This is a genomic window from Pseudomonas rhizoryzae (genome assembly GCF_005250615.1).
Lineage (GTDB): Bacteria > Pseudomonadota > Gammaproteobacteria > Pseudomonadales > Pseudomonadaceae > Chryseomonas > Chryseomonas rhizoryzae.
In genome coordinates this window covers 39,111-65,230 of sequence record NZ_SULM01000011.1, presented here as the reverse complement: position 1 = coordinate 65,230, position 26,120 = coordinate 39,111, and the positions used below count along the sequence as shown (strand labels likewise).

Below are 26,120 nucleotides of genomic sequence, written 5' to 3'. Positions count from 1 at the left end.
ATGCGTTTGATCCACCCCCTGCTCGGTTGCGTCCTCGCCGCCTTGCCCTACGCGGTACACGCTGCTACCGCACCGGATGCCGGTCAATCTCTGCAGAGCCTGGACCAACAGCCCCTGGCCCTGCCCGAGCGCCAGACCCTGGAGCTGAACCTGCCCAGTGCGCCGGCCACCCAGGCTGCGTCAGGCGGCCCCACGCTGGTGGTCAAGGGCTTCATCCTGGAGGGCAATAGCGCCTTCCCCGACCAGGAGCTGCAGCAGTTGCTCAAGGATCTGCGCGGGCGCAGCCTGACCCTGGCCCAGTTGCAAGCGGGTCTCCAGCGCATCACCGAGCTGTATCAGGCCCATGGCTATCCCCTGGCCCGTGCCTATCTGCCGGCCCAGAGCATCGATGACGGGCAGGTACGCGTCGCCATCCTCGAAGGGCGCTATGGTGCAGTGCGCGCCGAACACGCCGTGGACCTGCATGGCTTCGCCCTGGCGCCGCTGGCGCAGCTGGTACCGGGCGAACCGATCAAGGCGGATTCGCTGACTCGCAGCCTGCTGCTCTTGCAAGAGGTACCGGGGCGTGATGCCAAGGCCACCCTGCAGCCCGGCGCTACCACCGGCACCTCGGACCTCGTGGTGGACATGGGCCCCGCGACGTTGTGGTCCGGCTCGGTGGATGCCGACAATTATGGCAACCGTTTCATCGGTGAGTACCGCCTGGGCGGCACCCTCAATGTGAACAACCCCCTGGCCCTGGGTGATCGTCTCAGCCTGAGGGCCACGGTCAGCGATGAAGACCAGCGCTACGGGCGTATCGCCTACCAGTTGCCGGTCACGCCCTGGTCGACCCAGCTCGGCGTGGCCTATTCCGATATGGATTACCGTTTGGCCAAGGATTTCGCCGATTTGGACGCCCATGGCCGTGCCCAGGTAGCCAGCGTCTTCGCCGTACAGCCGTTGATCCGCCAGCGTGGCCTGACCCTGGATACCCAGCTGCAATTCGACGCCAAGCGCCTGCGCGACGACATCGACGCCTTCAGCGAGCGCAGCGACAAGCACTCGCGGGTCACCACCCTCTCGCTCAACGGCAGCAGCCAGGACAGCCTGCTGGGTGGCGGGGTGAACAGCTTCGCCCTGGCCTGGAGCCATGGCGATCTGGACATTTCCGGCGCCGACCAGCGCCTGCAGGACCAGACCACTGCTGGCACCCGCGGCCAGTTCAACAAGCTCAGTCCCAGCCTGGTACGCCTGCAGCGGCTGACCGAGCGCTTCAGCCTCTACACCCAGCTGCAGGCCCAGTGGGCCGACCGCAACCTGGACAGCTCGGAGAAGTTTTACCTGGGCGGCGCCTATGGCGTGCGCGCCTATCCCCAGGGCGAAGCCTCGGGCGACGAGGGTTGGCTGGCCAATGTGGAACTGCGCTATGCCCTGACTCAGGCCTGGCAATTGTCCACCTTCGTTGACCATGGCGAGGTACGGCTGAACCGTGATCCCTGGACCACCGAGGACAACCACCGCAGCCTGTCCGGCGCTGGGGTAGGAGCGACCTGGAACGCCTACGGCTGGCGCGTAAACGCCGTAGCGGCCTGGAAGCTGGGCAACGCCGAACCTACCAGTGACGTGGATCGCTCGCCAAGGGTATGGGCGCAGGTGGTGCGGTTCTTCTAAAGGCCCGTGTTTCCCAGTGTCCTTGCTCTATCTGGCAAGGCTGAGCTAGGGCTGGCAGTGGAAAACACCGTGTGGTTTTCCACGCTACTGGCTGCTCCTGCTCCTGCTCCTGCTCCTGCTCCTGCTCGCGGCCATGGGGCGCCCCTACAGGTACCTGTAGGAGCGGCCGCATCGGCAGACTGCCATGATCGAGATAATGCGAGCAGACAGTTGCTGCTACAGGCTCCGACGTAAGTGCAGGAGCTAATGCCTCATCGCTATAGCCGCGGGGTGAAAAACGACGAGGCTTTTTTCATTGGGACATTCGTTGCGGGGCGCCTTGCTTCACGCCTCTTTTCCTGGGGAGGAAAAGGTAGTCATCCGAGCGAGTATCGGTGAAAGATGCGGTTGCTGGTCGCGACGCTGTCCGTCGGAGCAGTCGCATCAACGGACCGCTATGGCCGTCACGGAGCATATAGCCGCGCAATGATCTCGTCCTTGGAGCTGGGCTTCCGTAGATGAGGCTACGTTGTCATCCGCCCTCCGCAGGTCTCATTACTGTCTGCGATTAACGAGCGGTTCTTGCCGGGCGAGCTGGCCCGAACGTCAGTCGCGTTTCGGCAATCGTCGATACAGCTGCTCGACCTTTTCCCGCGCCCAGGGGGTGCGGCGCAAGAAGGTCAGGCTGGATTTGATACTGGGATCGTGGGTGAAGCAGCGCAGCAGGATGCGCCGGCCGAGTTCTTCCCAGCCGTGATGTTCCACCAGGCGGGTGAGCAGGGCTTCGAGGGTGACACCTTCGAGGGCGGGGCGGGGTTTTTCGGACATCGGCTGGACTCCTGGCGAAGGCGGGCAGTGTAGCCGTTACCCCGGCCGGCCGCGTATCGCTCGGGTCGATAGCCTGCTGAGCAATGTTGTTCGATAATCGAACTCTTAGTCGATTATCGGATTGTTCGAGGCGCTGGGGCTTTGTAGTCTGACTCCAGACCGCCGCACCGGGCGGCGCCGATAACAAGACGCGAGTCGACAATCCATGGCCCAGATCCTGTCCCTGAGCGAAGCCATCCAGCGCTTCGTCCACGATGGCGATACCGTCGCCCTCGAAGGCTTCACCCACCTCATCCCGACCGCCGCCGCCCACGAGTTGATCCGCCAGAACCGGCGCGACCTAACCTTGGTGCGCATGACACCCGACCTGGTCTATGACCTGCTGATCGGCGCCGGTTGCGCCAAGCGGCTGATCTTCTCCTGGGGTGGCAACCCCGGCGTCGGCTCGCTGCACCGCCTGCGCGATGCGGTGGAGAAGGGCTGGCCGCACAAGCTGGAGATCTCCGAGCACAGCCATGCGGCCCTGGCCAACGCCTATGTCGCCGGCGCCTCCAACCTGCCGTTCGCCGTGCTGCGCGGTTACCAGGGCTCGGACCTGGTCAAGGTCAACCCGGACATCAAGTTCATCGAGTGCCCCTTCACCGGCGAGAAACTCGCCGCAGTGCCCAGCGTGCGTCCCGACGTCACCGTCATCCATGCGCAAAAGGCCGACCGCCAGGGCAACGTGCTGATCCAGGGCATCCTCGGCGTGCAGAAGGAAGCCGCCCTGGCCGCCCAGCGCTGCATCGTCACCGTGGAAGAGATCGTCGACGATCTCCAGGCGCCGATGAACGCCTGCGTGCTGCCGACCTGGGCGCTGAGCGCCGTCTGCGTGGTGCCGGGCGGGGCGCATCCGTCCTATGCCCACGGCTACTACGAGCGCGACAACCGCTTCTACCAGGCCTGGGATCCGATCGCCCGCGATCGCGATACCTTCACCCAGTGGATCGACACCTACATCCGCGGTACCGCGGACTTCGCCGCCTTCCAGGCGAAGCTGGCTGCGGAGGCCTGAATCATGAGCGACTTCACCACCAATGAAATGATGACCGTGGCCGCCGCGCGCCGCCTCGGCAATGGCAGCGTCTGCTTCGTCGGCATCGGCCTGCCGTCCACCGCGGCGAACCTGGCGCGCCTGACCCATGCGCCGGACGTGGTACTGATCTACGAATCCGGCCCCATCGGCGCCAAGCCCACGGTGCTGCCGCTGTCCATCGGTGACGGCGAACTGGCCGAGACCGCCGACACCGTGGTGCCCACTGGCGAGATCTTCCGCTACTGGTTGCAGGGCGGACGCATCGACGTCGGCTTCCTCGGTGCTGCCCAGGTCGACCGCTTCGGCAACATCAACACCACGGTGATCGGTGACTATAACCAGCCCAAGGTCCGCCTGCCGGGGGCTGGCGGCGCGCCGGAGATCGCCGGCTCGGCCAAGGAGGTGCTGATCATCCTCAAGCAGTCGCACCGCAGCTTCGTCGACAAGCTGGCCTTCATCACCTCGGTGGGCTACGGCGAGGGTGGCGATCATCGCCAGCAGCTGGGCCTGCCGGGCAAGGGCCCGACCGCCATCATCACCGACCTCTGCATCATGGAGCCGGAAGCCGGGACGAACGAATTCGTGGTGACCGCCCTGCATCCCGGGGTGACCCGCGAGCAGGTGGTGGCCGCTACCGGCTGGGCCATCCGCTTCGCCGACCAGGTCGCCACCACCGAGGCGCCCACCGCGACTGAACTCGAGGCGCTGCGCGATCTGCAGGCGCGCACCGCGGCGGCCCATGGCGGCCAGAAGGGAGGTGAGGAATGAGTCGCGCCGTCTATATCTGCGACGCCATCCGTACGCCCATCGGCCGGCTCAACGGCGGACTGTCCGCGGTGCGTGCCGACGACTTGGCAGCCATCCCGCTCAAGGCGTTGCAGGAGCGCAACCCGCAGGTGGACTGGACGGCCGTGGACGAGGTGTTCATGGGCTGCGCCAACCAGGCCGGCGAAGACAACCGCAACGTGGCGCGCATGGCGGTGCTGCTGTCGGGGTTGCCGGAAACCGTACCGGGCGTGACTCTCAATCGCCTCTGCGCCTCGGGCATGGAAGCGGTAGGCCAGGCCTATCGCGCCATCGCCCTGGGTGAGATGGATCTGGTGATCGCCGCCGGCGTGGAGTCCATGACCCGCGCGCCCTATGTCATGGGCAAGGCCGACAGCGCCTTCGGCCGTGGCCAGAAGCTGGAAGACACCACCCTGGGCTGGCGCTTCGTCAATCCGGCGCTGAAGGAAGCCTATGGCGTCGACAGCATGCCGGTCACCGGGGACAACGTCGCCGCTGACTATGGCGTCAGTCGCGCCGACCAGGACGCCTTCGGCCTGCGCAGCCAGCAACGCGCCGCCGCGGCCCAGGAATCCGGTTACTACGCCGAGGAAATCGTCCCGGTGACCATCAAGGGCAAGAAGGGCGACGTGGTGGTGGCGCAGGACGAGCATCCGCGTCCGGACACCACCGCCGACGGCCTGGCCAAGCTCAAGCCGGTCAATGGACCGGACAAGACCGTCACCGCCGGCAACGCCTCGGGCCTCAATGATGGCGCTTCGGCCATCATCCTGGCCTCGGCGGAAGCCGTGAAGAAGCACGGTCTCACGCCGCGTGCCAAGGTTCTGGGCATGGCCAGCGGCGGGGTAGCGCCGCGCATCATGGGCGTCGGCCCGACCCCGGCGGTGCGCAAGCTACTCAAGCAACTGGACCTTTCCATCGACGCCTTCGATGTCATCGAACTCAACGAAGCCTTCGCCGCCCAGGGCCTGGCGGTACTGCGTGAGTTGGGCGTGGCCGACGACAGTCCCAAGGTCAATCCCAACGGCGGTGCCATCGCCCTGGGCCATCCCCTGGGCATGAGCGGCAACCGCCTGGTGCTCACCGCGGTGCACCACCTGGAGAAGACCGGCGGCCGCCTGGGCCTCGCCACCATGTGCGTGGGCGTCGGCCAGGGCTTGGCGTTGGCGGTGGAGCGGGTGGATTCGGTTTAGGTTTTGCGTTCCGGTCTTATCTCGGCCATCGCGGCCATGGGCCGCTCCTACAGCTGGTGTAGGAGCGGCCCATGGCCGCGATGGTCAGCCCCGATCACAGAGCCTTTGACTCGATGAGCTGCCCTAACACTACCTACCTTTATCCCAATCGATGCCCACACCACCTGTAACCGCGTGTGTCTCCCAGAGTCCGATGGCGGTAGTCTGTCTCCCGTCCATCCATACCTATAACTAAGGATTCCCATGAGCACTCGCCCGCATTACACCTTCGAGGAGCGCAAGAAGCGCATCTTCGCCATCGTCGGGGCTTCCTCCGGCAACCTGGTGGAATGGTTCGACTTCTACGTCTACGCCTTCTGCTCCATCTATTTCGCCGCCGCCTTCTTCCCGAAGAGCGACCCCACCGTGCAGTTGCTCAATACCGCCGGGGTGTTCGCCGCGGGCTTTCTCATGCGCCCTATCGGGGGCTGGATCTTCGGCCGCATCGCCGACAAGTACGGCCGGCGCACCTCCATGGTCATCTCCATCCTGATGATGGGCGCCGGCTCCCTGGGCATCGCCTGCCTGCCCACCTACGCCAGCATCGGCGTCGCTGCGCCCGCGCTGCTGTTGCTCGCGCGACTGCTGCAGGGCATCTCGGTGGGCGGTGAATACGGCACCACCGCCACCTACATGAGCGAGGTGGCCCTGCGCGGTCAGCGCGGCTTCTTCGCCTCCTTCCAATACGTCACCCTGATCGGCGGCCAGTTGCTGGCGGTGCTGGTGGTGGTGATCCTGCAGCAGGTGCTCAGCGACGCCGACCTGCGCGCCTGGGGCTGGCGGATTCCCTTCCTGGTCGGTGCCGCCGCCGCGGTGATCTCGCTGTTCCTGCGTCGTTCGCTGGAAGAGACCACCACCGCCGAAAGCCGCGCCAACAAGGAAGCCGGCACCCTGGGGGGCCTGTTCAGGAACCATAAGGCAGCCTTCTTCACCGTGCTCGGCTACACCGCCGGTGGCTCGCTGATCTTCTATACCTTCACCACCTACATGCAGAAGTACCTGGTCAACACCAGTGGCATGGACGCCAAGACCGCCAGTGGCGTGATGACCTGTGCCCTGTTCGTCTTCATGATCATGCAGCCGCTGTTCGGCATGCTCTCCGACCGCATCGGTCGGCGCGCCTCCATGCTGCTGTTCGGTGCCCTTGGGGCCCTCGGTACCTGGCCGATCCTCACCGCCCTGGCCAACGTCCAGAGTCCCTTCGTGGCCTTTTTGCTGATCTGCCTGGCCATGGCCATCATCAGCCTCTACACCTCCATCAGCGGCCTGGTGAAGGCGGAGATGTTCCCGCCCGAGGTGCGCGCCCTCGGCGTGGGGCTGTCCTATGCGGTGGCCAATGCCCTGTTCGGCGGCTCGGCGGAATTCGTCGCCCTGAGCTTCAAGACCCAGGGTCACGAGGAAGTCTTCTATATCTACGTCTCGGTGATGCTGGCGGTGGCCTTCCTGGTCAGCCTGCGGCTGCCGCGGCAGGCCACCTACCTGCATCACGATCACTAGGAGCGACCAACAAACCTACTGCGCGTCCGCCAGGCGGACGCGTGCAGTGCTCGGAATCCTCATGTACCACTCGTACACTGCGGTTCCTGCGCGCCGCGCGCACCCGCCTGACAACCGCTCGCTACGCTTTGTTGGCCGCCCCGCCACTTGAGGAGCTCCCCATGTCCAACCTGCTGTTCGATGCCTACTTCACCAGCGCCGCCATGCGCGCGGTGTTCTGCGACCGGGGCCGACTGCAGGGCATGCTGGACTTCGAAGCGGCCCTGGCGCGCGCCGAGGCCGCGGTGGGGGTGATCCCGGAGACGGCGGTGGCGCCCATCGCCGCCGCCTGCCGCGCCGAGCTCTACGATGCGACCGAGTTGGCCCGCGCCGTGGTCAGCGCTGGTAATTCGGCCATCCCCCTGGTCAAAGCCCTCGGCCGGCAGATCGCCGCCCAGGACCCCGAGGCCGAGCGTCATGTGCACCGTGGCGCTACCAGCCAGGACGCCATGGACAGCGGACTGGTGCTGCAGGTCCGCGAGGCGCTGGAGCTGCTGGATAGCGACCTGGCTGCCCTGGCCGACGCCCTCGCCGCGCAGGCCGAGCACCATGCCGGCACCGTGTTGGCCGGCCGGACCTGGCTGCAACACGCAACGCCGGTGACCCTGGGCATGAAGCTGGCCGGGGTATTGGGCGCCATCACCCGTCATCGCCAGCGCCTGGCCGAGTTGCGGCCGCGGGTACTGGTACTGCAATTCGGCGGCGCCTCGGGCAGCCTGGCCGCCCTGGGCGATGAGGCCCTGCCGGTAGCCGAGGCGCTGGCTCGTGAACTGGAACTGAGCCTGCCGGAGCAGCCCTGGCACACCCAGCGTGATCGCCTGGCCGAGGTCGGCGCCTGGCTCGGCCTGGTGGCCGGCAGCCTGGGCAAGCTGGGGCGCGACCTGTCGCTGTTGATGCAGACCGAGGCCGCCGAGGTCTTCGAGCCCTCGGCGCCGGGCAAGGGTGGCTCGTCCACCATGCCGCACAAGCGCAATCCGGTCGGCGCGGCCGTGCTGATCGCCGCCGCCACCCGCGCGCCGGGGCTGGTCAGCACCCTGTTTTCCGCCATGCCCCAGGAGCACGAGCGCAGCCTCGGCCTCTGGCACGCCGAGTGGGAAACCCTGCCGGAACTCTTCTGCCTGGTCTCCGGCGCCCTGCAACAGGCCCAGGCCATCGTAGTCGGCCTGGAAGTGGACGCCGCACGCATGCAGGCCAACCTGGAACTGACCCACGGCCTGGTGCTGGCCGAGGCGGTGAGCATCGCCCTGGCCGGCCGCCTGGGCCGCGAGGCCGCCCACCACCTGGTGGAGCAGAGCTGCAAGCGCGCCGTCCAGGAAGGTCGCCACCTGCGCCAGGTCCTGGGCGACACCCCCGAGGTGACCGCCGAACTCTCCAGCGCCGAGCTGGATCGATTGCTGGACCCCGCCCATTACCAGGGGCAGGCCCGGGCCTGGGTGGCCCGCGCCCTGGCCGAACACCAGACCCTGCTTTCCCATCCCTAGACAAGAGGACTGCCTGATGCCCAGCGTACGTCTCGCCGATGGCGACCTGAACTACCAGCTGGAGGGCCCCGAGGGCGCTCCGGTGCTGATCCTGTCCAACTCCCTGGGCACCAACCTGGCCATGTGGGACGACCAGGCCGCGGCTTTCAGCGAGAGATTCCGCCTGCTGCGCTACGACACCCGCGGCCACGGCGCCTCCCTGGTAACGCCCGGCCCCTATCGCATGGACCAGAACGGCCGTGACGTCCTGGCCCTGGCCGATGCCCTGGGCATCGAGCGATTCGCCTTCTGCGGCCTGTCCATGGGCGGCTCCATCGGCCAGTGGCTGGGCATCAACGCCCCCGAGCGGGTCACCCGCCTGGTGCTGTGCAACACCGGCGCCAAGATCGGCACCCCCGAGGTGTGGAACACCCGCATCCAGACCGTGGAAGCTGGCGGCGAGCAGGCCATGCGCGACCTGCGCGATGCCTCCATCGGCCGCTGGTTCACTCCCGACTTCGCCAGCGCCGAACCGGAGAAGGTCGACCGTATCGTCGCCATGCTCGCCAGCACCTCGCCCCAGGGCTACGCGGCCAACTGCGCGGCGGTGCGTGATGCCGACTTCCGCGAGGTGCTGGACGCCGTCCGCGCCCCGACGCTGATCGTCGCCGGCACCCATGACGCCGTGACCACCCCGGCCGACGGGCGCTTCCTGCAGGAGCGCATCCCCGGCGCCGAGTACGTCGAGTTCCCCGCTGCCCATCTATCCAATGTGCAGATGGGCGACGCCTTCACCCAGCGCGTGCTGACCTTCCTCAGCGCCTAAAGGAGTCGATCTTGGACGAGAAAGAACGTTACGCCGCCGGCATGCAGGTCCGTCGCGCGGTCCTGGGCGATGCCCACGTCGACCGCAGCCTGGAAAAGCTGACGCCCTTCAACGAAGAATTCCAGGAGATGATCACCCGCCACGCCTGGGGCGACATCTGGACCCGCCCGGGCCTGCCGCGGCACACCCGCAGCCTGATCACCATCGCCATGCTGATCGGCATGAACCGCGAGGGCGAACTGCGCCTGCACCTGCGCGCTGCGCGCAACAACGGGGTGACGCGGGACGAGATCAAGGAGGTGATCATGCAGAGTGCCATCTACTGCGGCATCCCGGCGGCCAATGCCACCTTCCATCTGGCGGAGGCGGTGTGGGATGAGTTGGGGGTGGAGTCGTTGGAGGGGTGAGTTTTCTCCCCTTGCTCCCCTTGGATGACGCCCGCCGGGTTGGATTTGGCGGGCGTTGTGGTTTGTGGGGGTAGGCGTAGGTTGGGTTGAGCGTTAGCGAAGCCCAACGAGGCGTGGTTGACCCTTGATACCTGGCTTTAGCTGGCGGTGCCCTAGCTGCTTATCTAAGGTTGCTGATAGTCCTTGTTTCGCCTTGCCGGCGACTCACTTTTCTTTGCTTGTGCAAAGAAAAGTAAGCAAAAGAAAGCACACCCCAACAGTTCGGCCCTCCGCTACGCTCCGGGTCCCCTCGCTCCGGCGCCGCTCCAGGGGCACGGCACGAAGGGGCCTCCTGCCCCTCGCGCCTTGCTCGGCGTCCTGCCTCGCATCCCCCTCCGCGACACCTGCACTCGGCCTCACTGACGGGGCGGGGTGCCAGCCTGGGAGTTCGTGTTTTCAGGGAGAACCCATAGCGGTTCGTAGCGTGGAAAACCGCGCAGCGTTTTCCACAGGCGGGCATCTAAGCCATCAGTGGATAAGGCTTCGCCGTTGTCCACGCTACGGGTTACGGGTTATTCAACCAACACTTTCAGGCTGGCGAATCGCCCCGTTCAGGAGGGCGAACGCCAGCGTCGTGGAGTGGGTCGAGCCGCATGGATGCGGCGAGAGGCCTAACGGGCCATGGACGGCCCGTGTAGACCGACCCCGGAACGGCGCTGGTGTGAGCGGACCTGGAGCGAAGCGGAAGGCCGGATGGTGGGGCAAGCGTTTTTGGTTACTTTTTTGGCGAATGCAAAAAGTAACTCGCCCGGGTGGGCGAAACAAAAAGCGTCAAAGTACTCGATAACCAGCTAAGGCAACTCCGCTCACTGTTGGGCTTCGCTACGCTCAACCCAACCTACGAAAGCCGAAAGCAGCCCCCAACTCAAGTCAGAGGCTGCAGGCCTCTTACTTGGCCACTACCCGTGTAATCCGATCCCCTTCGGCATCATCCTGCCCCTTGGCCTTGTTCACGGCGTAGACCACGCCCTTGCCATCCACCACCGCGTGGTTGGGATAGGTGCCCAGCTCCAGGTTGGCCTTGATGTTGCCGTCCGGATCGACCACGGTCAGGGTGCCGGCGCCGCGGTTGGTGACGTAGGCCAGGCGCTTGACCGGATCGAAGACCACGTTCAGCGCCCCGGCGCCGGTGGTGACGTTGTGCAGGGTCTGGCCGGTCTTGGCGTCGACGATCAGCAGGTTGTCGCTGCCCTGGGCGGCGATGAACAGGCGATCGGTCTTGGGATCGTGGGCCACGCTCATGGGGGTCTTGGCGCCCTGGATCGGGAAGACCTTCTCGACCTGCTCGGCCTTGGCGTCGATCACCGCGGCTTCGTTGGTTTTCAGGCTGATGGCGTAGAGCTTGTGCACCGCCGGGTCCAGGTACAGGCCGATCACGGCGAACTGCTCGCCGCGCACGCCCGAGTCGATGGCGATGCGCTTGCGCACGGCCGGGGTCTTGGTGTCGAAGCTGATGATGTCCGGCGTGATGGCCGCCGAGGCGAAGGCGCGGTCGAGTTTTTCGTCGATCACCACGGTATGGGCATGGGGCACGATGCCGGGTTCGAATTGCTTGACCAGGCCCAGGTCGCTCTGGCGATAGACCGCCACGGTGTTCTGCCGGGTGTTGGTGGTCCAGACGGTGCCGTTGCGGTCGTCCACGCCCACGCCGTAGACGGCGTAGACACCGGCGTCTTCGCCTGGCGCGGCGGCCGGGGTGATCTGGCGCTGGATGGACAGGTCCTTGGGATCGAGCTTGAGCAGTTGCGAGACCTTGACCGGCGGCCGGCCCACGGCGGAGGTAACGAACAGGGCGCCGGTCTTGGCGCTGATGCCCACCTGGTACAGGCCAGGCACCAGCTTGGCGGCGGTGAGGCTATAGGCATCGGCACCGGACAACGGCACCACCGGCGAGACCTTGAGCGGGAAGACCGCGGCGCCCGAGGGCTGGGCGGTGCTGACCACGATGGGATGCTGGCCGGGGGCGGCATCTTCGGGAATGCGCAGGGTCGCCTTGAAGTTGCCTTGGGCATCGGCCACGTAGGCGGCGTCGGGATTGAGTGCCACACCGCCGCGGGACAGGGTGATCTGCTGGCCGGGCTTGAAGCCGCGACCTTCCAGCGTGACCTCGCTGCCCGCCAGGATGGCGGTACCGGCGACGGGGCTGGCCTTGATCTCGCCGTGATAGTCCGGATCGGGGGCTTCGAAGCTGGAGCGCGCCTGGGCGGTCTGCAGGCCCAGCGCCAACACGCCGGCGAGCAGGGTGAGGGAAAAGGCGCGTCGGCCCTTGGCCGAGGACGCGAAAGAACTGTGCATCGAGAATTCCTTGTGTCGGCGATCGAAACGCCCGCGCCAGCGCGCCGGGCAGGGGGAGCCTCCAGGGCGCGGCTATGTTAAACACAAAAGAGAAATACTTGCATTTAGATCTGCGGGTTTTACGCAGGCTCGTCGGCAGGAGCTCCGAGACTGAGCTGCATCAGGCAGGCCCCCGCGCCATAACCGGCCAGCTTGGCGCTGAGCGCCGCGTCGGCGGGTACCGGGCGGTAGTGATGGCGCTGCCAGTAGCCGATGGCGCCGGGCAGCGACACCAGCCGAGCGAGGGGTAACCGGGCGCGGTGCGCCTGGCTGCAGGCATACCGATAGAGCCGACCGGCCACACCCTGGCCCTGGGCGTCGGGGTGTACCGCGCAGTCGTGCAGGAACCAGGTCGAGGCGGGGTGGGGTAGCTGCTCCAGGCGGGCGCCGAGCGCCGGCGGCAGGCCGTCGTCCCAGGGATAGGCGATCAGATAGCCCTGGAGTTGGCCCTGGGCATCGGTCGCCGCCCAGCAATGCTCGGGCGCGAGTTCCAGGCGATTGGCGTAGAAGGCCCGGTCTTCGAGCAGGTCGGCGGGGTAGTTGGCGGCCTGGATGACCAGGACGGCGGACAGATCGGCGGGGCGTAGCGGACGTATCGAGGACATGACGGCAGGAGGAAAAGGTCCGGCCGGGCAGTATGGTCAACTGCCCGGCCGGGAGGCAAATGCCTCAGAGCTTTGGGTGGTGAGTCCCAGCTCCAGACTGCCTCGGGCTGTCCGCGGCTGGATTCCACTGACGACCTCGGCGTGCCTGGCGACGTCTCTGGCAGGCGGGTTACGACCCTGGGGTCGGTCTCGGAATCGCGCCGGCTGGACTCAGGCCTTGGCGATCAGCCGCGAATTGCGCGCGTTGCGAAATTGCAGGTCCTCGATGCCGAGGGTCGTGGTCTCGGCTTCGGCGCGGGCGGCGAGGATGAGGTCGTGGTGCGGGGACTTGGCGCAGACCGGATCGGCGTTGCGCGCATCGCCGGTGAGCATGAAGGCCTGGCAACGGCAGCCGCCGTAGTCCTTTTCCTTCTCGTCGCAGGAGCGGCAGGGTTCGGGCATCCAGTCGTAGCCGCGGTAGACGTTGAAGCCGAAGGAGTCGTACCAGATGTGCCTGAGGTCCTGCTCCTTCACGTTGGGGAAGGCGATGGGCATCTGCCGGGCGCCGTGGCAGGGCAGGGCGGTGCCGTCCGGCGTGATGGTGAGGAACAGCTTGCCCCAGCCGTCCATGCAAGCCTTGGGGCGCTCTTCGTAGTAGTCCGGGGTGACGAAGATCAGCTTGCAGGGATGGTTCTCGGCCTTGAGGCGGTCACGGTACTCATTGGTGATGCGCTCGGCGCGTTCCAGCTGGGCCTTGGTCGGCAACAGGCCGGCGCGATTGCGTTCGGCCCAGCCGTAGAACTGGCAGGTGGCGAGTTCGACGAAGTCGGCGTCCAGCGCCAGGCAGAGGTCGATGATCTGGTCGATGCGCTCGATGTTGTGTCTGTGGGTGACGAAGTTGAGCACCATCGGGTAGCCATGGGCCTTGACCGCCTTGGCCATGGCCAGCTTCTGGGCGAAGGCCTTCTTCGAGCCGGCCAGCAGGTTGTTCACCTGTTCGTCGCTGGCCTGGAAGCTGATCTGGATATGGTCCAGGCCGGCCTCCTTGAATTCGGCGATGCGCGCCTCGGTGAGGCCGATGCCGGAGGTGATGAGGTTGGTGTAGTAGCCGAGCCGGCGCGCCTCGCGGATGAGCTCGGCGAGGTCCTGGCGCACCAGGGGTTCGCCCCCGGAAAAGCCGATCTGGGCGGCGCCCATCTCCCGCGCCTCGGCCATCACCTTGAACCACTGCTCGGTGGTCAACTCGCGGCCCTGGGCGGCGAAGTCCAGCGGATTGGAGCAATAGGGGCACTGCAGCGGGCAGCGATAGGTGACCTCGGCCAGCAACCACAGCGGTAGGCCGACGTTCGGCTTGGCTACGACCGGCGGCTGCGGCAGCTGCATGGGCGTGCCTGGCAGGCTGGTGCTAGCCGAGCAGGAGCCAGTGCTCTGCACGAGCGACCTCCATGAATTGTTCGACGTCGTCGCCCAGTTCGGGGACGCCGGGGAAACGTTCGTCGAGCACCTGGATGATGGCGGCCACGTCGCGCTGGCCGTCGATCAGTTCGCCGATGGCGGCGGCGCTCTCGTTGAGCTTGATCATGCCCTCGGGATAGAGCAGCACATGGGCGTTCTGCGCTGGCTCGAACTGGAAGCGATAGCCGGGGCGCCAGCGCGGCACCTGGGTTCGGTCGAAGCTCATAGGTCGATTCCTCGGTGCCAGCGGCGCTCGGTGGTGACGCTGTGGTAGGGCGGGCGGTGCAGTTCGTAGGCCATGCTCATGGCGTCGAGCATGGTCCAGAGGATGTCCAGCTTGAATTGCAGGATCTCCAGCATGCGCTGCTGGGATTCCCAGGTGGTGTAGTGCTGCAGGGTGATCTGCAGGCCGTGCTCGACGTCGCGACGGGCCTGGCCCAGGCGGGTGCGGAAGTACTCGTAGCCGGCCGGGTCGATCCAGGGATAGTGGGTCGGCCAGGCGTCCAGGCGCGACTGGTGGATCTGCGGTGCGAAGAGTTCGGTCAGGGAGCTGCTGGCGGCTTCCTGCCAGGAGGCGCGGCGGGCGAAGTTGACGTAGGCGTCGACCGCGAAGCGCACCCCCGGCAGCACCAGTTCCTGGGAGAGCACCTGTTCGCGGTCCAGGCCGGTGGCCTCGGCCAGCCGCAGCCAGGCCTCGATGCCGCCTTCGCTGCCGGGCTCGCCGTCGTGGTCGAGGATGCGCTGCACCCACTCGCGACGGATCTCGCGGTCCGGGCAGTTGGCCAGGATGGCGGCGTCCTTGAGCGGGATGTTGACCTGGTAGTAGAAGCGGTTGGCCACCCAGCCCTGGATCTGCTCGCGACTGGCGCGGCCTTGGTACATGGCCACGTGATAGGGGTGGTGGATGTGGTAGAGCTCGCCCTTGGCACGCAGGGCGGCTTCGAATTCGGCGGGGGTGAGGGCGTTGGGCATGGCGGTCACAACTCGATGGCCATCCCATCCCAGGCGACTTCCACGCCCTGGCGCGCGACGAGGGCGCGTTCCGGGGAGTCTTCGTCCAGGATCGGATTGGTGTTGTTGATGTGGATCAGCACCTTGCGCTGGCGCTCGAAGCCGGCCAGCACCTCCAGCATGCCGCCGGGGCCGCTCTGCGGCAGGTGGCCCATCTCGGTGCCGGTGCGGGTGCCCACGCCGCGACGCTGCATCTCGTCGTCGGTCCACAGGGTGCCGTCCACCAGCAGGCAATCGGCCTGGCCCATCAGCTCCAGCAGGGCGGCGTCCGGCTGGCCCAGGCCCGGGGCATAGAACAGCTTGCCGCCGGTGTGTCTGTCGTGGACCAGCAGGCCTAGGTTATCGCCCGGGTGCGGATCGTGGCGATGGGGCGAGTAGGGCGGCGCGGCGCTGCGCAGCGGGAAGGGCGTGAACTCCAGATTCGGACAGGCCGGGATGGTGAAGCTGCCGCTCAGGGCGATGGGACGCCAGGTCAGACCGCCGTTCCAGTGCTGGAGCATGTTGAACAGCGGAAAGCCGGTGGTCAGGTCCTGGTGGACCATCTCGGTGCACCAGACCTCGTGGGGGCAGCCTTCGCGCAGGCTGAGCAGGCCGGTGGTGTGGTCGATCTGGCTGTCCAGCAGGACGATGGCGCGGATGCCGGTGTCGCGCAGGGCCCGCGCCGGTTGCAGCGGGGCGAAGCCGGCCAGTTGGGCACGGATGTCGGGCGAGGCGTTGCACAGGATCCAGTTCACCCCGTCGTCGGACAGGGCGATGGAGGACTGGGTACGGGCCTGGGCCCTGAGGGTGCCCTTGCGGAAACCGTCGCAATTGGCGCAGTTGCAGTTCCACTGGGGAAAGCCGCCGCCAGCGGCGGAGCCGAGAATCTGGATATGCATGGGAAAGGTCGAACCTGGAAAAAGTACGCCCCGGCGAACCGGGGCGTGGGGCGCATCAACGATTGGCGAAGTACATGGTGACTTCGAAGCCGATGCGCAGGTCAGTGTAGGCAGGCTTGGTCCACATGGGAGGTCTCCTCTTTGACTGCGAAAGCCGGATGGATCCGGTCGCCAAGTTTAACAAAGTTGCTTAGCTAAGGGTTTTGCCGATAGCGAATCGGTGGGCTGGTACGGACATAACTGTCTTACCGATCCTGCAACAGATGGACCGCTGCCGGCTGCCGACGCTCCCGGGAAAATGTTGAAAGCTATGACAGCCAGCCGGATGGCGCGGCGGCATTGGCCAGGGCGAAGCGCGGGGCGTCCAAGGCTGTGAGCTGGCTCCAGGCCTGCAGCAGGGCGGGCTCGTCCAGCGCGGCGATGGCGGTTCTTAGTGGCCCGAGGTCCAGGGCGCCGCTGCGCTGGAAGCCCCACCAGAGCCGCTCGGCCAGTGCGCCGCGCTGGGTGGTCAGGGGGCTGAAGTCGCGCGCCAGTTGCTGGATGCTGTCGGCCAGCGGCTCGGCCTTGGCGGTTAGGGCCGCACGGCTTTCGCTCAGACAGGCTTCGATTTCCGCGAGGATGTCCTGGGCACTGGCATGGGGTGACTGCACGCCAATCAGCAGGCCGCCGTGGTCGCCCAATTGGCGATAGGCGGAAAACACCGCATAACCCAGTTGCCGCTCGCTACGCAGGCGGCGGAACAGCGGGGCTTGCAGCCGCGCCGCCAGCAGGCGCCAGGCGGCTTCTGTAGTGGGGTGCGTATCGGGTTGTGGGCAGAACAGCAGCAGCGCCTGCTGGGCGTCGGCGCTGGGTTCTTGGTGCCAGTGGCGACCGCTGAAGCGTGGGGGGTCGCCGAGCGGTACGGCTCGTGGTTGGGGCGGCGGAGCGATCGATGCCAAGGCGGTTTGCGCAGCGAGCGGCAGGCCACAGGCCAGGGCTTGCCAGGCGGGACTGCCGTCACCACTGCCTGGGGTGACGGCCGGCAGACGCTTCGGCAGGACCTTGAGCAGTTGGCGGATCAGCATGGGTTCGGGTGGCGACTGGGTGGCTGCCCTAGAGATAGCGAATTCGCCGGCCAGGCCATCGAGCGCCTGTTGCAGCGTCTTCGGCAAGGCCTCGGCCCAGCCCTGTAGCCGCAGCTCCCAGGGCGCGCCTGGCGGACTCCAATGTAGATTGACGCCCGCCTCGGCGGCCAACCGGGGCAGGGCACCCAGGACCGTGGCCTCCGGCGCCACGGGCGCCTGCCCCGGCCACTGCCAACGCAGGAACAGCACCCCGTCGCGCTGCTGGGGCGCCAGTGCCTGGCTGAGCGGCCAAGGCTGGATGCCCGGGGTCGGCAGCCCGGGGAGCGGGGTGAGCAGGGGATTGGCGGGTGGCAGGGCAAAGGGCGCGACGAGTGGTGCCTCTGTGACCTGCTCATCCGGCAGGCCGGCCGCGAAGCCGCTGAGGCGTTGCGGCACCAGGAGGGCAAGCAGTCGGGGCCAGGCGGCGCGGGCCGTGGCGGAGAGTGCCGGTTGCGGCCAGGCCAGGCCGCCACGGTCCAGCCAGAGTCGCTCGCCGAGGCGGCGCACCAGCGCCAGGGCGGGCAGGGTGGCCCACTGGCGCTGGACCCTGGCGGCGTGATCCTGCTCCAAGTTGGCTAGTGGCACCTGGCGCAGGGCTGCCAACCAGGCGCAGAGGGCGGCGGTCAGCGCGGCCGGTGTAGCTCGCGGGCCGGGTACGACAGCCAGGCGCAACAGGCCTTGGCGCTCCTGGCGATAGGGCCAGGCGAGGTCCAGGCGCTCGGCCAGGCCCGCCTGGCGCAGGGTCGCCAGCAGCCCGCCCGGCTGTTCGCCGAGCAGCAGGGCTTCGAGCAATTCCGCGGCTTCCCAACTGCCTGGCGGTAGGTCGTCTAAGGCGAACTGCAGGGCCAGCCGCGGGGGCGTAGCGGTCGTCGTCTGCCAGCGTTCGCCGATTGCCGGCAGTGGCGGGGGAGTCATGGCGCGAGGCGCCGGGCCCGCTGGCAGCACAGCGCCGTGCTCGCGCGCCAGGGCTTCCAGGTCGGCCAGGGCTTGCGGTCCGGCCAATACCAGCAGGGCATTTTCCGCCCGGTAGTGCTGGCGTTGGAAATCGTGTAGCGCCGTCTGAAAGGCCGGGCTCTGCAGCGGCAGGCTGTATCTATTGCCGGCATGAAAGCCGCTGGCCGGGTGGGCGGCTGGCAGGCCCGTGGCCAGGGCCAGGTCGCGGCGGGTATCGGTGCTGCGTGACCAGGCGATGAATTCGGCGTGCAGCACCTCGCGCTCGCGGCGCTGGGCGTCGGTTGCCAGCAGGGGCGCGGCGAGCATGTCGAGCAGGCGGGCGAGGCCGGCGCCCAGGTGCTCGGGGGCCAGGGCGAAGAAGAAGTCGGTAGTGGTCTCGCGGGTGCTGGCGTTGAGTTCGCCGCCGAGGCGTTGCACCAGGGGCATCAGGCTGTCCGTTGCCGGATAGCGCCGGCTGCCGAGAAAGAACAGGTGTTCGAGAAAGTGGGCCAGGCCTGGATAAGCGCGAGGCGCCTGATGGCTGCCGGCACCGATGCGTACCAGCGCGGCCGCCTGCGGCAGTTCAGGGTCGTGCAGCAGGGCGACGGCCAGGCCATTGGCCAGGCGCAGGCGGCGGTGGGGTGATGAGCTGGGCATGGGGGTAGCTTAACCGAGTCGGGCTGAACGACGGGTGATGGGGTTGGCTGAGGTGCGGAGGCTCCCTCACCCCAGCCCTCTCCCAGGGGGAGAGGGGGAAAAGCGGTTGGGGTGGAGGGGGTTGCCCTCTCCCTAGGGGCGAGGCCACCGTAGCGTGGAAAACGGCGCAGCCTTTTCCACTGGGGCCTTGGGTGTCAGGAGCTCACAACTCAGTCATCTCCCGGAAGGAGCAGAGCCCTAGCGGCAACCCTTTTCATGGAAAGAAAACCCCAGGCGAAAAAAATCCCGGCTGGGCCGGGATTTCGGGATGGGGCGAGGGGGGTTCCAACAGGATGTCAGGGTGCTCGAAGCATCCCCGCCCCGACCCTCTCCCGGAGGAGAGGGGCGCTCAGGCGCGGGCGCCCTTACTTCTTCTCGGGCAGGGCGAAGGCCATCACGTAGTCGCCTTGCTTGGTCCCCAGCGAGCCATGGCCGCCGGCGTAGACCAGCACGTACTGGCGACCGTCCTTGCCGGTGTAGGTCATGGGGGTGGTCTGGCCACCGGCCGGCAGGCGGCCTTTCCACAGTTCCTTGCCGTTCTTCACGTCATAGGCGCGCAGGTACTGGTCCAGGGTGCCGCTGAGGAAGGCCACGCCACCGGCGGTGGTGACGGTGCCGCCCAGGCTGGGCACGCCCATGGGCAGCGGCAGCGGGACCGGCGAGTTGTCGCGCACGGTGCCGTTCTTGTGCTTGTAGACCAGCTTGCCGGTGGTCAGGTCGAGACCGGCCACATAGCCCCAGGCGGGTGCCTGGCAGGGCAGGCCCAGGGGCGACAGGAAGGCCGACAGGATCACGCCATAGGGTGCGCCCTTGTTGGGCTGGATGCCCTCGGTCTCGCTCTTGCGCGCCGGCTGGTTGGCGATTTCCTCGCGCGGGATCAGCTTGGAGGTAAAGGCCATGTAGCTGGGGTTGAGGAAGGCGATTTGGCGTACCGGATCGACCGAGATACCGCCCCAGTCGAACACGCCGAAGTTACCCGGGTAGACGATCGACCCTTGCGTGGACGGCGGGGTGTAGATGCCCTCGTAACGGTGCTCGCGGAAGGCGATGCGGCACAGCGCCTGGTCGAAGGGCGTACCGCCCCACATGTCGCTTTCCTTGAGGGTCGGCGCAGCCAGGTTGATCGAGGAGATCGGCTGGGTCGGCGAGGTGTGGTCGCCTTCCACCGCGCCCTGGGGCACCGGGGTTTCCTTGATCGGGTAGATGGGCTGGCCATTGGTGCGGTCCAGCACATAGATGCTGCCCTGCTTGGTCGAGGCCATCAGCGCGGGTTTCACGCCGCCGTCGGTCTTGATGTCCACCAGGGTCGGCTGGCCGCCCACGTCCATGTCCCAGAGGTCATGATGGGTGAACTGGTAGTTCCAGCGCACCTTGCCGGTGGCGATGTCGAGGGCGACGACGCCAGCGCTGTACTTCTCGGAGGCCGGGGTGCGATCGCCGCCCCACTGGTCGGGCATCTGGTTGCCCATGGGCAGGTAGACCATGCCGAGTTTTTCGTCGACCGACATCATCGACCACATGTTGGGCGAGTTGCGGGTGTAGATGCCATCGGCGGCGATGGGCGCGGTGGCGTCCGGATTGCCGCTGTCCCAGTTCCACACCAGCTTGCCGCTGTGCACGTCGTAGGCCCGCACCACGCCGGAGGGCTCGTCGGTGGAGACGTTGTCGGTGACGTGGCCACCGATGATCACCAGGTTGCGGGTCACCGCCGGCGGCGAGGTGGAGTAGTAGCCACCGGGCGTGAAGCTGCCCATGTTGGCGGTCAGGTCGACCTGGCCGTTGTCGCCGAAGTCGCTGCACACCTTGCCGGTGTCGGCGTTGATGGCGATCAGGCGGGTGTCGGCGGTGGGCAGGAACAGGCGCCGCGGGCAGCTGTTGGCGACCGGGGTGCTCTGCTCGTCGACCGGGACGGCACTGCCGGTGGCCGGGCTCTGGCCGGCGGTGGGCACGTTGGCGTAGGTGGCATCGTCATGATAGGCCACGCCGCGGCAGGTCATGTGTGCCCAGCCCTTGAAGCTGTCGGCGTGCTGGGTGCTCAGCTTGGGGTCGAAGCGCCAGATTTCCTTGCCGCTGTCGGGGTCCACGGCGATCACCTGGCTGTGCGGCGTGCAGACGTAGAGCATGCCGTTGACCTTGAGCGGGGTGTTTTCCGCGGTGGTCTCCTGGGGATCGTTCGGGCCGGGGATGTCGCCGGTACGGAAGGTCCAGGCCGGTTGCAGCTCCTTCACGTTGTTCACGTCGATCTGCTTGAGCGGCGAGTAGCGATCACCGAAGGCAGTGCGGCCGTAGGAAGGCCAGTCACCATCGGCAGCGGTCGGGGCGGCGCTGGTGGTGCCGGCGGTGTCGCGGCCCAGGTCACCGTCCAGACGGTTGTAGTTGACGAACTGGGCAACCAGGGCGACCACGGCGGCGATCACCAGGGAGCCGACCAGCGGCAGGCCACCGCTACGGCTATCCAGCGGGCGACGGAACACCGGGATCAGCAGGACCAGTCCGAGGACGAACCAGAGCGCCAGGCGTGGCACCAGTTGCCACCAGTCGAACTGGACTTCCAGCACCGCCCAGGCGGTGGACATCACCAGGAAGAAGGCATAGACCCAGACGCCACTGGCGCGCCGGATGCACAGCAGGTAGCCGCTCAGGGCGAGCAGCACGCCGCCGCCGAGGTAGTAGAGGGAGCCCCCGAGGGTGGCCAGTTTGATGCCCAGCCCCAGCAGGGCCACGCCCAAGAGGATGAACAGGATGCCGAGCAACCTGGCAGGCAGGCCTCCCGGTCTCGCAGTGGAAGTGACAGTCATGGCAGCGCTCGCAATGCAATCGTAGAAAAGACGTTCGGCTCGACTGACGACATCGCAAATCGGAACCGCATGCGGATCTGTCGTCTGCTACGTCTGAACCTGTTGTCTGTCTTATTGTTCCACTCCATCGCCGGCTTTCCCGGGTGGGAGCCTAGAGCGGTTGCGCTGAGGCGAAGCGTGGGGCTCGGAAGGTGTCGTCTGAATCGGGCGGGTAGATAGTAAGCTAAGTAACTGATGATGTCACTTCGCGATGATGGGCGGACGACACCCAGGCCGCGTCACGCCTGCTACCATCGCCAGCCGTTCCCTCGACACGCCCCGTCCATGTTCGCTGTCCTTGCCCTGATCCAGGCGACCTTCAACGTCACCGCACCCGTCTTCGCCCTGGTGCTGCTCGGTTGCCTGCTCAAGCGGCTGGGCTGGATCGACACGGCCTTCGTCAACACCGCCTCCAGTCTGGTTTTTCGCGCCACCATGCCGACCCTGCTGTTTCTCGGCATCCTCAAGGCGGACCTGGGCGAGGCCTTGCAGCCCCTACTATTGGGCTATTTCGCCCTGGCCACGGTGACCAGCTTCCTGGTCGTCTGGGGTTGGGCGGTCTGGCGCTGTCCCCCTGCCGATCGGGGGGTGTACGTGCAGGGCGCCTTTCGCGGCAACTGCGGCATCGTCGGCCTGGCCCTGGCGGCCACCCAGTACGGCGACTACGGCCTGTCGGTGGGCGGCATCCTGGCCGGCATGGTCATCCTCTTCTACAACGTGCTCTCGACCATCGTGCTGGCGCTCTACAGCCCGCAACTGCAGGCCAACTGGCGTACCATCCTGCGCAGCATCCTCGGCAATCCACTGATCATCGGCATCCTGGTGGCCATTCCCTTCGCCTACTGGCAATGGCAACTACCACGCTGGCTGGACACCTCGGCGCGCTACTTCGCCGCGCTCACCCTGCCGCTGGCGCTGATGTGCATCGGCGCCACCCTGTCGCTGGCGGCGTTGCGCGAGAGCAGTCGCCTGGCGTTGGGGGCCAGCCTGTGGAAGATCGTCTGGATACCTTTGCTCGGCGTGCTGGGCGCCCTGGCCCTCGGTATCCAGGGACCGGCGCTGGGCGTCCTGTTCCTCTACCTGGGTTGCCCCACGGCCGCCTCCAGCTTCGTCATGGCCCGCGCTGCGGGAGCCAATGCCCAATTGGCCGCGGCCATCGTGGTGATCAGCACCCTGGGCGGGATGCTCACTATCAACCTGGGACTATTGCTGCTTCAGGCACTGCATCTGGTCTGATCGGAAAATATCCTCGAAAGGCTCAAGGACGCGGTTTTTAGGTCGATAATGGGAGGCTGGTGTGCGGGGCGGACACCACGCTTATCTCTTGTTTTTCGGTCAGGGGCAGCCAGATGCGCAGGCAACTTAGGTTCAATCATAAGATCATACTGACGGCAGCGCTGGTGGTGACTGTCGCGCTGATGGGTTTTTCCGGTTTCAACGTCTATCTGCAGCGCAGCACCATCGACCGCGAGCTGCGCAGCTCCCTGAGTGAGGCGGGACGGGTCGCCGCCGCCAACATCGCACTCTGGCTGGATAGTCGCATTCGCCTGCTGGAAAGCCAGGCGGACGTGCTGAGTCGTGACAATTCGCCGACGGCGCTCAATGCCGTTCTGCAGCAGAAGACCTACGCGGCAAGCTTCGATACTACCTATATGGGCAGCGCCGATGGGTCCTATGTGTCCTATCCGAAGTATCCCCTGCCGGCCGGCTACGATCCACGCAAAAGGCCCTGGTATATCCAACCCAGCACCACCGGCAAGACGGTGATGCAGCCGCCTTACATCTATGCCACCACCGGCAAGCTGGGCATGCCCATCACCACGCCGGTGATCCGTGACGGTCAGGTCGTCGGCGTGGTGGGCGGCGATATCAATCTGACCGCCTTGACCAACATCATCACCGCGCTCAACGTCGGCGGCCTCGGCGAGGCCTTCCTGGTCGATGGCGAGGGCAAGATCCTGATCAGTGGCCATCCCGAACAGGTCCTGAAGAATCTCAAGGACATCTTTCCCGAGCACACGCCCAGCGTGGAGCAGGGCTTCAGCATCACCTATCAGGACGGCGCCGAGCGCCTGGTGAACTTCACACCGGTGGCGGGTCTGCCTTCGGTCAAGTGGTATCTCATGCAGTCCATCGATGCGGCCAAGGCCTACGCCCCCGTCACCCAGGCGCGTAATCTGGCCATTGTCGCCACCCTGGTGGCGGTGGTCGCGATCGTCTTGCTGCTCGGGGTGCTGATCCAAGTGCTGCTGCGTCCGCTGCGCGATCTGTCGCGGGCCATGACCGATATCGCCGAGGGTGAAGGCGACCTGACCCGCCGCCTGCCAGTACAGAGCCAGGACGAATTCGGGGCCCTGGCCCAGGCCTTCAACCAGTTCGTGGCCCGTATCCATACCTCGATCCGCGATCTGGCCAAGAGTACCGGTGAACTCAACCAGGGGACGCATCGGGTACTCGAAGCCTCGCAGTCATCGATGCAGCAATCCGACGTCCAGGCCCAGCGCACCACCAGCGTGGCCGCCGCGATCAATGAAATGGGCGCCGCCACCCAGGAGATCGCCCGCAACGCCGCCCATGCCTCGAGCGAGGCGCGGCTGGCACGTCAACAGGGCGAGGAAGGTCGCCAGGTGCTCAACGAAGCCCTGCAGGCGATGCAGGCGTTGTCAGCGAAGATCGGCACCAGTTGCGAACATATCGAAGCCCTCAACGGCAAGGCGGCCAACATCGGCCAGATCCTTGACGTCATTCGGGGTATCTCCGAGCAGACCAATCTGCTGGCGCTCAACGCCGCCATCGAAGCGGCGCGCGCCGGTGAAGCCGGGCGCGGTTTCGCCGTGGTGGCCGACGAGGTGCGTTCCCTGGCCAGCCGGACCCAGAGTTCGGCGCAGCAGATTCAGCAGATGATCGAAGAGTTGCAGAACGGCTCGCGCGATGCCGTGGCGCTGATGCAGGAAAGCCAGCGGCAGAGCGCCCACAGCATGCAGGTGGCCAAGAGCGCCGGCGAGCGGCTGGGCAGCGTGACCGAGCGCATCGGCGAGATCGACGGCCAGAACCAATCCGTCGCCACCGCCACCGAGGAGCAGACCTCGGTGGTGGAAACCCTGAACATGGACATCAGCGAGATCAACCTGCTGAACCAACAGGGCGTGGACAACCTCCAGGCCACCCTGGCGGCCTGCACCGCGCTGGAAGCCGAGGCCGCTCGGCTGCAGCGGTTGGTGGGTGGTTTCCGCATCTAGCGTCTGTCTTCGAAAGGTGGGTGGTAACGCTCAAGTAGTCTGACCAATGTCCGATAACGAGTGCGATAGGCCAAGCCCTGAATCCGGCTTGGCCGCCTTGCTATGGATGCAGACCCCGTATGAAGCGACACCTGAAATTCAGCCACAAGATCCTGTTGGTCGCGGCCCTGGTGATTACCGTCGCCCTGGCCGCTTCCGCTGGCTTCAACGCCTATCTGCAACGCCAAGCCATCGACCAGAGCCTGAGCGCCGATCTCGGTGAAACGGGCCGGGTCGCCGCCGGCAACATCGCCTACTGGCTGGACGCCCGGGTCAAGCTCATCGAGGGCGAGGCCCAGACCCTCGCCCAAGACCCTTCGCGTGAGCGTCTGGTCGGTCTGCTGGACCAGAAGATCTATACCGGCAACTTCGATTCCACCTACCTGGGCGAGGTCGACGGCACCTACACCACGCGCCCCTTGCGCAACCTGCCGGCCGGCTACGATCCGCGCAAGCGCCCCTGGTACGCGGCTGCCACCAGTGCCGGCACCACGGTGCTGACGCCGCCCTATGTCTTCGCCTCTTCCGGGCAACTGGGGGTGACCATCGCCACGCCCTTGCTGCGTGACGGTCAACTGGCCGGCGTGGTGGCGGGCGATCTCAACCTGTCGGCGCTGGTACAGATCGTCACCTCGCTCAATGTCGGCGGCCTGGGCGAAGCCTTCCTGGTGGATGGCGACGGCAAGATCCTGGTCAGCAGCCATCCCGAGCAGGTGCTCAAGAGTCTCAAGGAGGTCTTCCCCGAGCAGACGCCTTCGCTGCAGCCCGGCTTGCACTCGGTCAACCAGAACGGCAGCGAGCGGCTGGTGAGCTTCACCCCGGTCGAGGGACTGCCCTCGGTGAAGTGGTACCTTGGCCTGTCCATCGACCAGGCCAAGGCCTATGCCCCGGTGACCCAGGCGCGCAACCTGGCCATCGTGGCGACGGTGATCGCAGTGATCGCCATCATCCTGCTGCTGGGCTTGTTGATCCGGGTGCTCTTGCGCCCGCTGCATGACCTGACCCGCGCCATGGACGACATCGCCGAGGGCGAGGGCGATCTGACCCGCCGCTTGCCGGTACAAGCCCGCGACGAATTCGGCGCCCTGGCCGAGGCTTTCAACAAATTCGTGGCCCGTATCCACACCTCGATTCGTGACGTGGCCCAGACCACTGGCGAGCTGAACCAGAGCACCCGGCGGGTGCTGGAG

20 protein-coding genes, 1 other RNA gene and 2 pseudogenes are annotated in these 26,120 nt (G+C 66.5%); 13 read left to right on the top strand and 10 right to left on the bottom strand.

The features are described from left to right. Complete coding sequence (locus tag FAZ11_RS18320; RefSeq protein ID WP_058772770.1) at positions 1-1,653, top strand: ShlB/FhaC/HecB family hemolysin secretion/activation protein; 1,653 nt, start codon at positions 1-3, stop codon at positions 1,651-1,653. 585 nt (positions 1,654-2,238) lie between these two features. Here FAZ11_RS18320 and FAZ11_RS18315 read toward each other — a convergent pair. Beyond that, on the bottom strand, positions 2,239-2,460 hold the full coding sequence (locus FAZ11_RS18315) for a VF530 family protein (protein WP_058772771.1): 222 nt from the start codon (positions 2,458-2,460) through the stop codon (positions 2,239-2,241). 205 nt (positions 2,461-2,665) lie between these two features. Between FAZ11_RS18315 and FAZ11_RS18310 the strand changes: the two genes are divergently transcribed. The 8 genes from FAZ11_RS18310 to pcaC all read left to right on the top strand — a co-directional run bounded on the left by FAZ11_RS18310 (position 2,666) and on the right by pcaC (position 9,782). After that, positions 2,666-3,514 carry a CoA transferase subunit A gene (locus FAZ11_RS18310; protein WP_058762699.1) on the top strand — a complete coding sequence of 283 codons (849 nt, stop codon included), beginning with the start codon at positions 2,666-2,668 and terminating at the stop codon, positions 3,512-3,514. 3 nt (positions 3,515-3,517) lie between these two features. Continuing rightward, the gene (locus FAZ11_RS18305) at positions 3,518-4,303 is read left to right on the top strand and encodes a CoA-transferase subunit beta (protein WP_058762700.1); all 786 of its coding nucleotides are present in this window, start codon (positions 3,518-3,520) and stop codon (positions 4,301-4,303) included. Beyond that, positions 4,300-5,514: a 3-oxoadipyl-CoA thiolase gene (gene pcaF, locus FAZ11_RS18300; protein ID WP_058772772.1), complete on the top strand. Its 1,215-nt coding sequence runs from the start codon at positions 4,300-4,302 to the stop codon at positions 5,512-5,514. The genes FAZ11_RS18305 and pcaF overlap by 4 nt, the downstream gene beginning before the upstream one ends. 243 nt (positions 5,515-5,757) lie before the next feature. Further along, positions 5,758-7,050 (top strand): MFS family transporter, encoded by a 1,293-nt coding sequence (locus FAZ11_RS18295; RefSeq protein WP_058772773.1) that lies wholly within the window; start codon positions 5,758-5,760, stop codon positions 7,048-7,050. Positions 7,051-7,111: 61 nt separating this feature from the next. After that, a non-coding RNA gene (locus FAZ11_RS18290) (sX9 sRNA) lies at positions 7,112-7,187 on the top strand. Between the two features lie 24 nt (positions 7,188-7,211). Continuing rightward, positions 7,212-8,570, top strand: coding sequence for a 3-carboxy-cis,cis-muconate cycloisomerase (locus FAZ11_RS18285; RefSeq protein WP_058772774.1), 1,359 nt, complete (start codon positions 7,212-7,214; stop codon positions 8,568-8,570). 16 nt (positions 8,571-8,586) lie between these two features. Continuing rightward, positions 8,587-9,375 (top strand): 3-oxoadipate enol-lactonase, encoded by a 789-nt coding sequence (gene pcaD / locus FAZ11_RS18280; RefSeq protein WP_058772775.1) that lies wholly within the window; start codon positions 8,587-8,589, stop codon positions 9,373-9,375. 11 nt (positions 9,376-9,386) lie between these two features. Continuing rightward, positions 9,387-9,782 carry a 4-carboxymuconolactone decarboxylase gene (gene pcaC, locus FAZ11_RS18275; RefSeq protein ID WP_058762705.1) on the top strand — a complete coding sequence of 132 codons (396 nt, stop codon included), beginning with the start codon at positions 9,387-9,389 and terminating at the stop codon, positions 9,780-9,782. Between the two features lie 927 nt (positions 9,783-10,709). Here pcaC and FAZ11_RS18270 read toward each other — a convergent pair. From FAZ11_RS18270 to FAZ11_RS18230, 9 genes are all read right to left on the bottom strand, one after another. Beyond that, entirely contained in the window at positions 10,710-12,116 is a 1,407-nt protein-coding gene (locus tag FAZ11_RS18270; protein ID WP_058774342.1) for a YncE family protein, read from the bottom strand. A 119-nt stretch (positions 12,117-12,235) separates the two neighbouring features. Then, complete coding sequence (locus FAZ11_RS18265) at positions 12,236-12,760, bottom strand: GNAT family N-acetyltransferase (protein ID WP_058774341.1); 525 nt, start codon at positions 12,758-12,760, stop codon at positions 12,236-12,238. A gap of 210 nt (positions 12,761-12,970) precedes the next feature. Continuing rightward, positions 12,971-14,122, bottom strand: a complete 1,152-nt coding sequence (gene pqqE, locus FAZ11_RS18260) for a pyrroloquinoline quinone biosynthesis protein PqqE (RefSeq protein WP_058774340.1) — start codon at positions 14,120-14,122, stop codon at positions 12,971-12,973. Between the two features lie 22 nt (positions 14,123-14,144). Continuing rightward, entirely contained in the window at positions 14,145-14,420 is a 276-nt protein-coding gene (pqqD, locus tag FAZ11_RS18255; RefSeq protein ID WP_058774339.1) for a pyrroloquinoline quinone biosynthesis peptide chaperone PqqD, read from the bottom strand. After that, complete coding sequence (gene pqqC, locus FAZ11_RS18250; protein ID WP_058774343.1) at positions 14,417-15,166, bottom strand: pyrroloquinoline-quinone synthase PqqC; 750 nt, start codon at positions 15,164-15,166, stop codon at positions 14,417-14,419. The genes pqqD and pqqC overlap by 4 nt, the downstream gene beginning before the upstream one ends. Positions 15,167-15,171: 5 nt before the next feature. Beyond that, complete coding sequence (gene pqqB, locus FAZ11_RS18245) at positions 15,172-16,083, bottom strand: pyrroloquinoline quinone biosynthesis protein PqqB (RefSeq protein WP_058774338.1); 912 nt, start codon at positions 16,081-16,083, stop codon at positions 15,172-15,174. 55 nt (positions 16,084-16,138) lie between these two features. Beyond that, complete coding sequence (pqqA, locus tag FAZ11_RS18240; RefSeq protein ID WP_003243383.1) at positions 16,139-16,210, bottom strand: pyrroloquinoline quinone precursor peptide PqqA; 72 nt, start codon at positions 16,208-16,210, stop codon at positions 16,139-16,141. 181 nt (positions 16,211-16,391) lie between these two features. Continuing rightward, positions 16,392-18,776 (bottom strand): pyrroloquinoline quinone biosynthesis protein PqqF, encoded by a 2,385-nt coding sequence (pqqF, locus tag FAZ11_RS18235; RefSeq protein WP_058774337.1) that lies wholly within the window; start codon positions 18,774-18,776, stop codon positions 16,392-16,394. A gap of 404 nt (positions 18,777-19,180) precedes the next feature. Further along, positions 19,181-21,613 (bottom strand): glucose/quinate/shikimate family membrane-bound PQQ-dependent dehydrogenase, encoded by a 2,433-nt coding sequence (locus tag FAZ11_RS18230; RefSeq protein WP_058774510.1) that lies wholly within the window; start codon positions 21,611-21,613, stop codon positions 19,181-19,183. Positions 21,614-21,937: 324 nt separating this feature from the next. On the opposite strand from FAZ11_RS18230, the gene FAZ11_RS18225 reads away from it, so the two are divergent. The 4 genes and pseudogenes from FAZ11_RS18225 to FAZ11_RS25580 all read left to right on the top strand — a co-directional run. After that, positions 21,938-22,888 (top strand): AEC family transporter, encoded by a 951-nt coding sequence (locus FAZ11_RS18225; RefSeq protein ID WP_058762713.1) that lies wholly within the window; start codon positions 21,938-21,940, stop codon positions 22,886-22,888. Between the two features lie 113 nt (positions 22,889-23,001). After that, a pseudogene (locus tag FAZ11_RS25590) lies at positions 23,002-24,033 on the top strand (HAMP domain-containing protein); the annotation flags it as partial. A gap of 93 nt (positions 24,034-24,126) precedes the next feature. Next, positions 24,127-24,891 (top strand): methyl-accepting chemotaxis protein, encoded by a 765-nt coding sequence (locus FAZ11_RS25585; RefSeq protein ID WP_420849627.1) that lies wholly within the window; start codon positions 24,127-24,129, stop codon positions 24,889-24,891. 119 nt (positions 24,892-25,010) lie between these two features. Continuing rightward, a pseudogene (locus FAZ11_RS25580) lies at positions 25,011-26,042 on the top strand (HAMP domain-containing protein); the annotation flags it as partial. Positions 26,043-26,120: the final 78 nt, after the last annotated feature.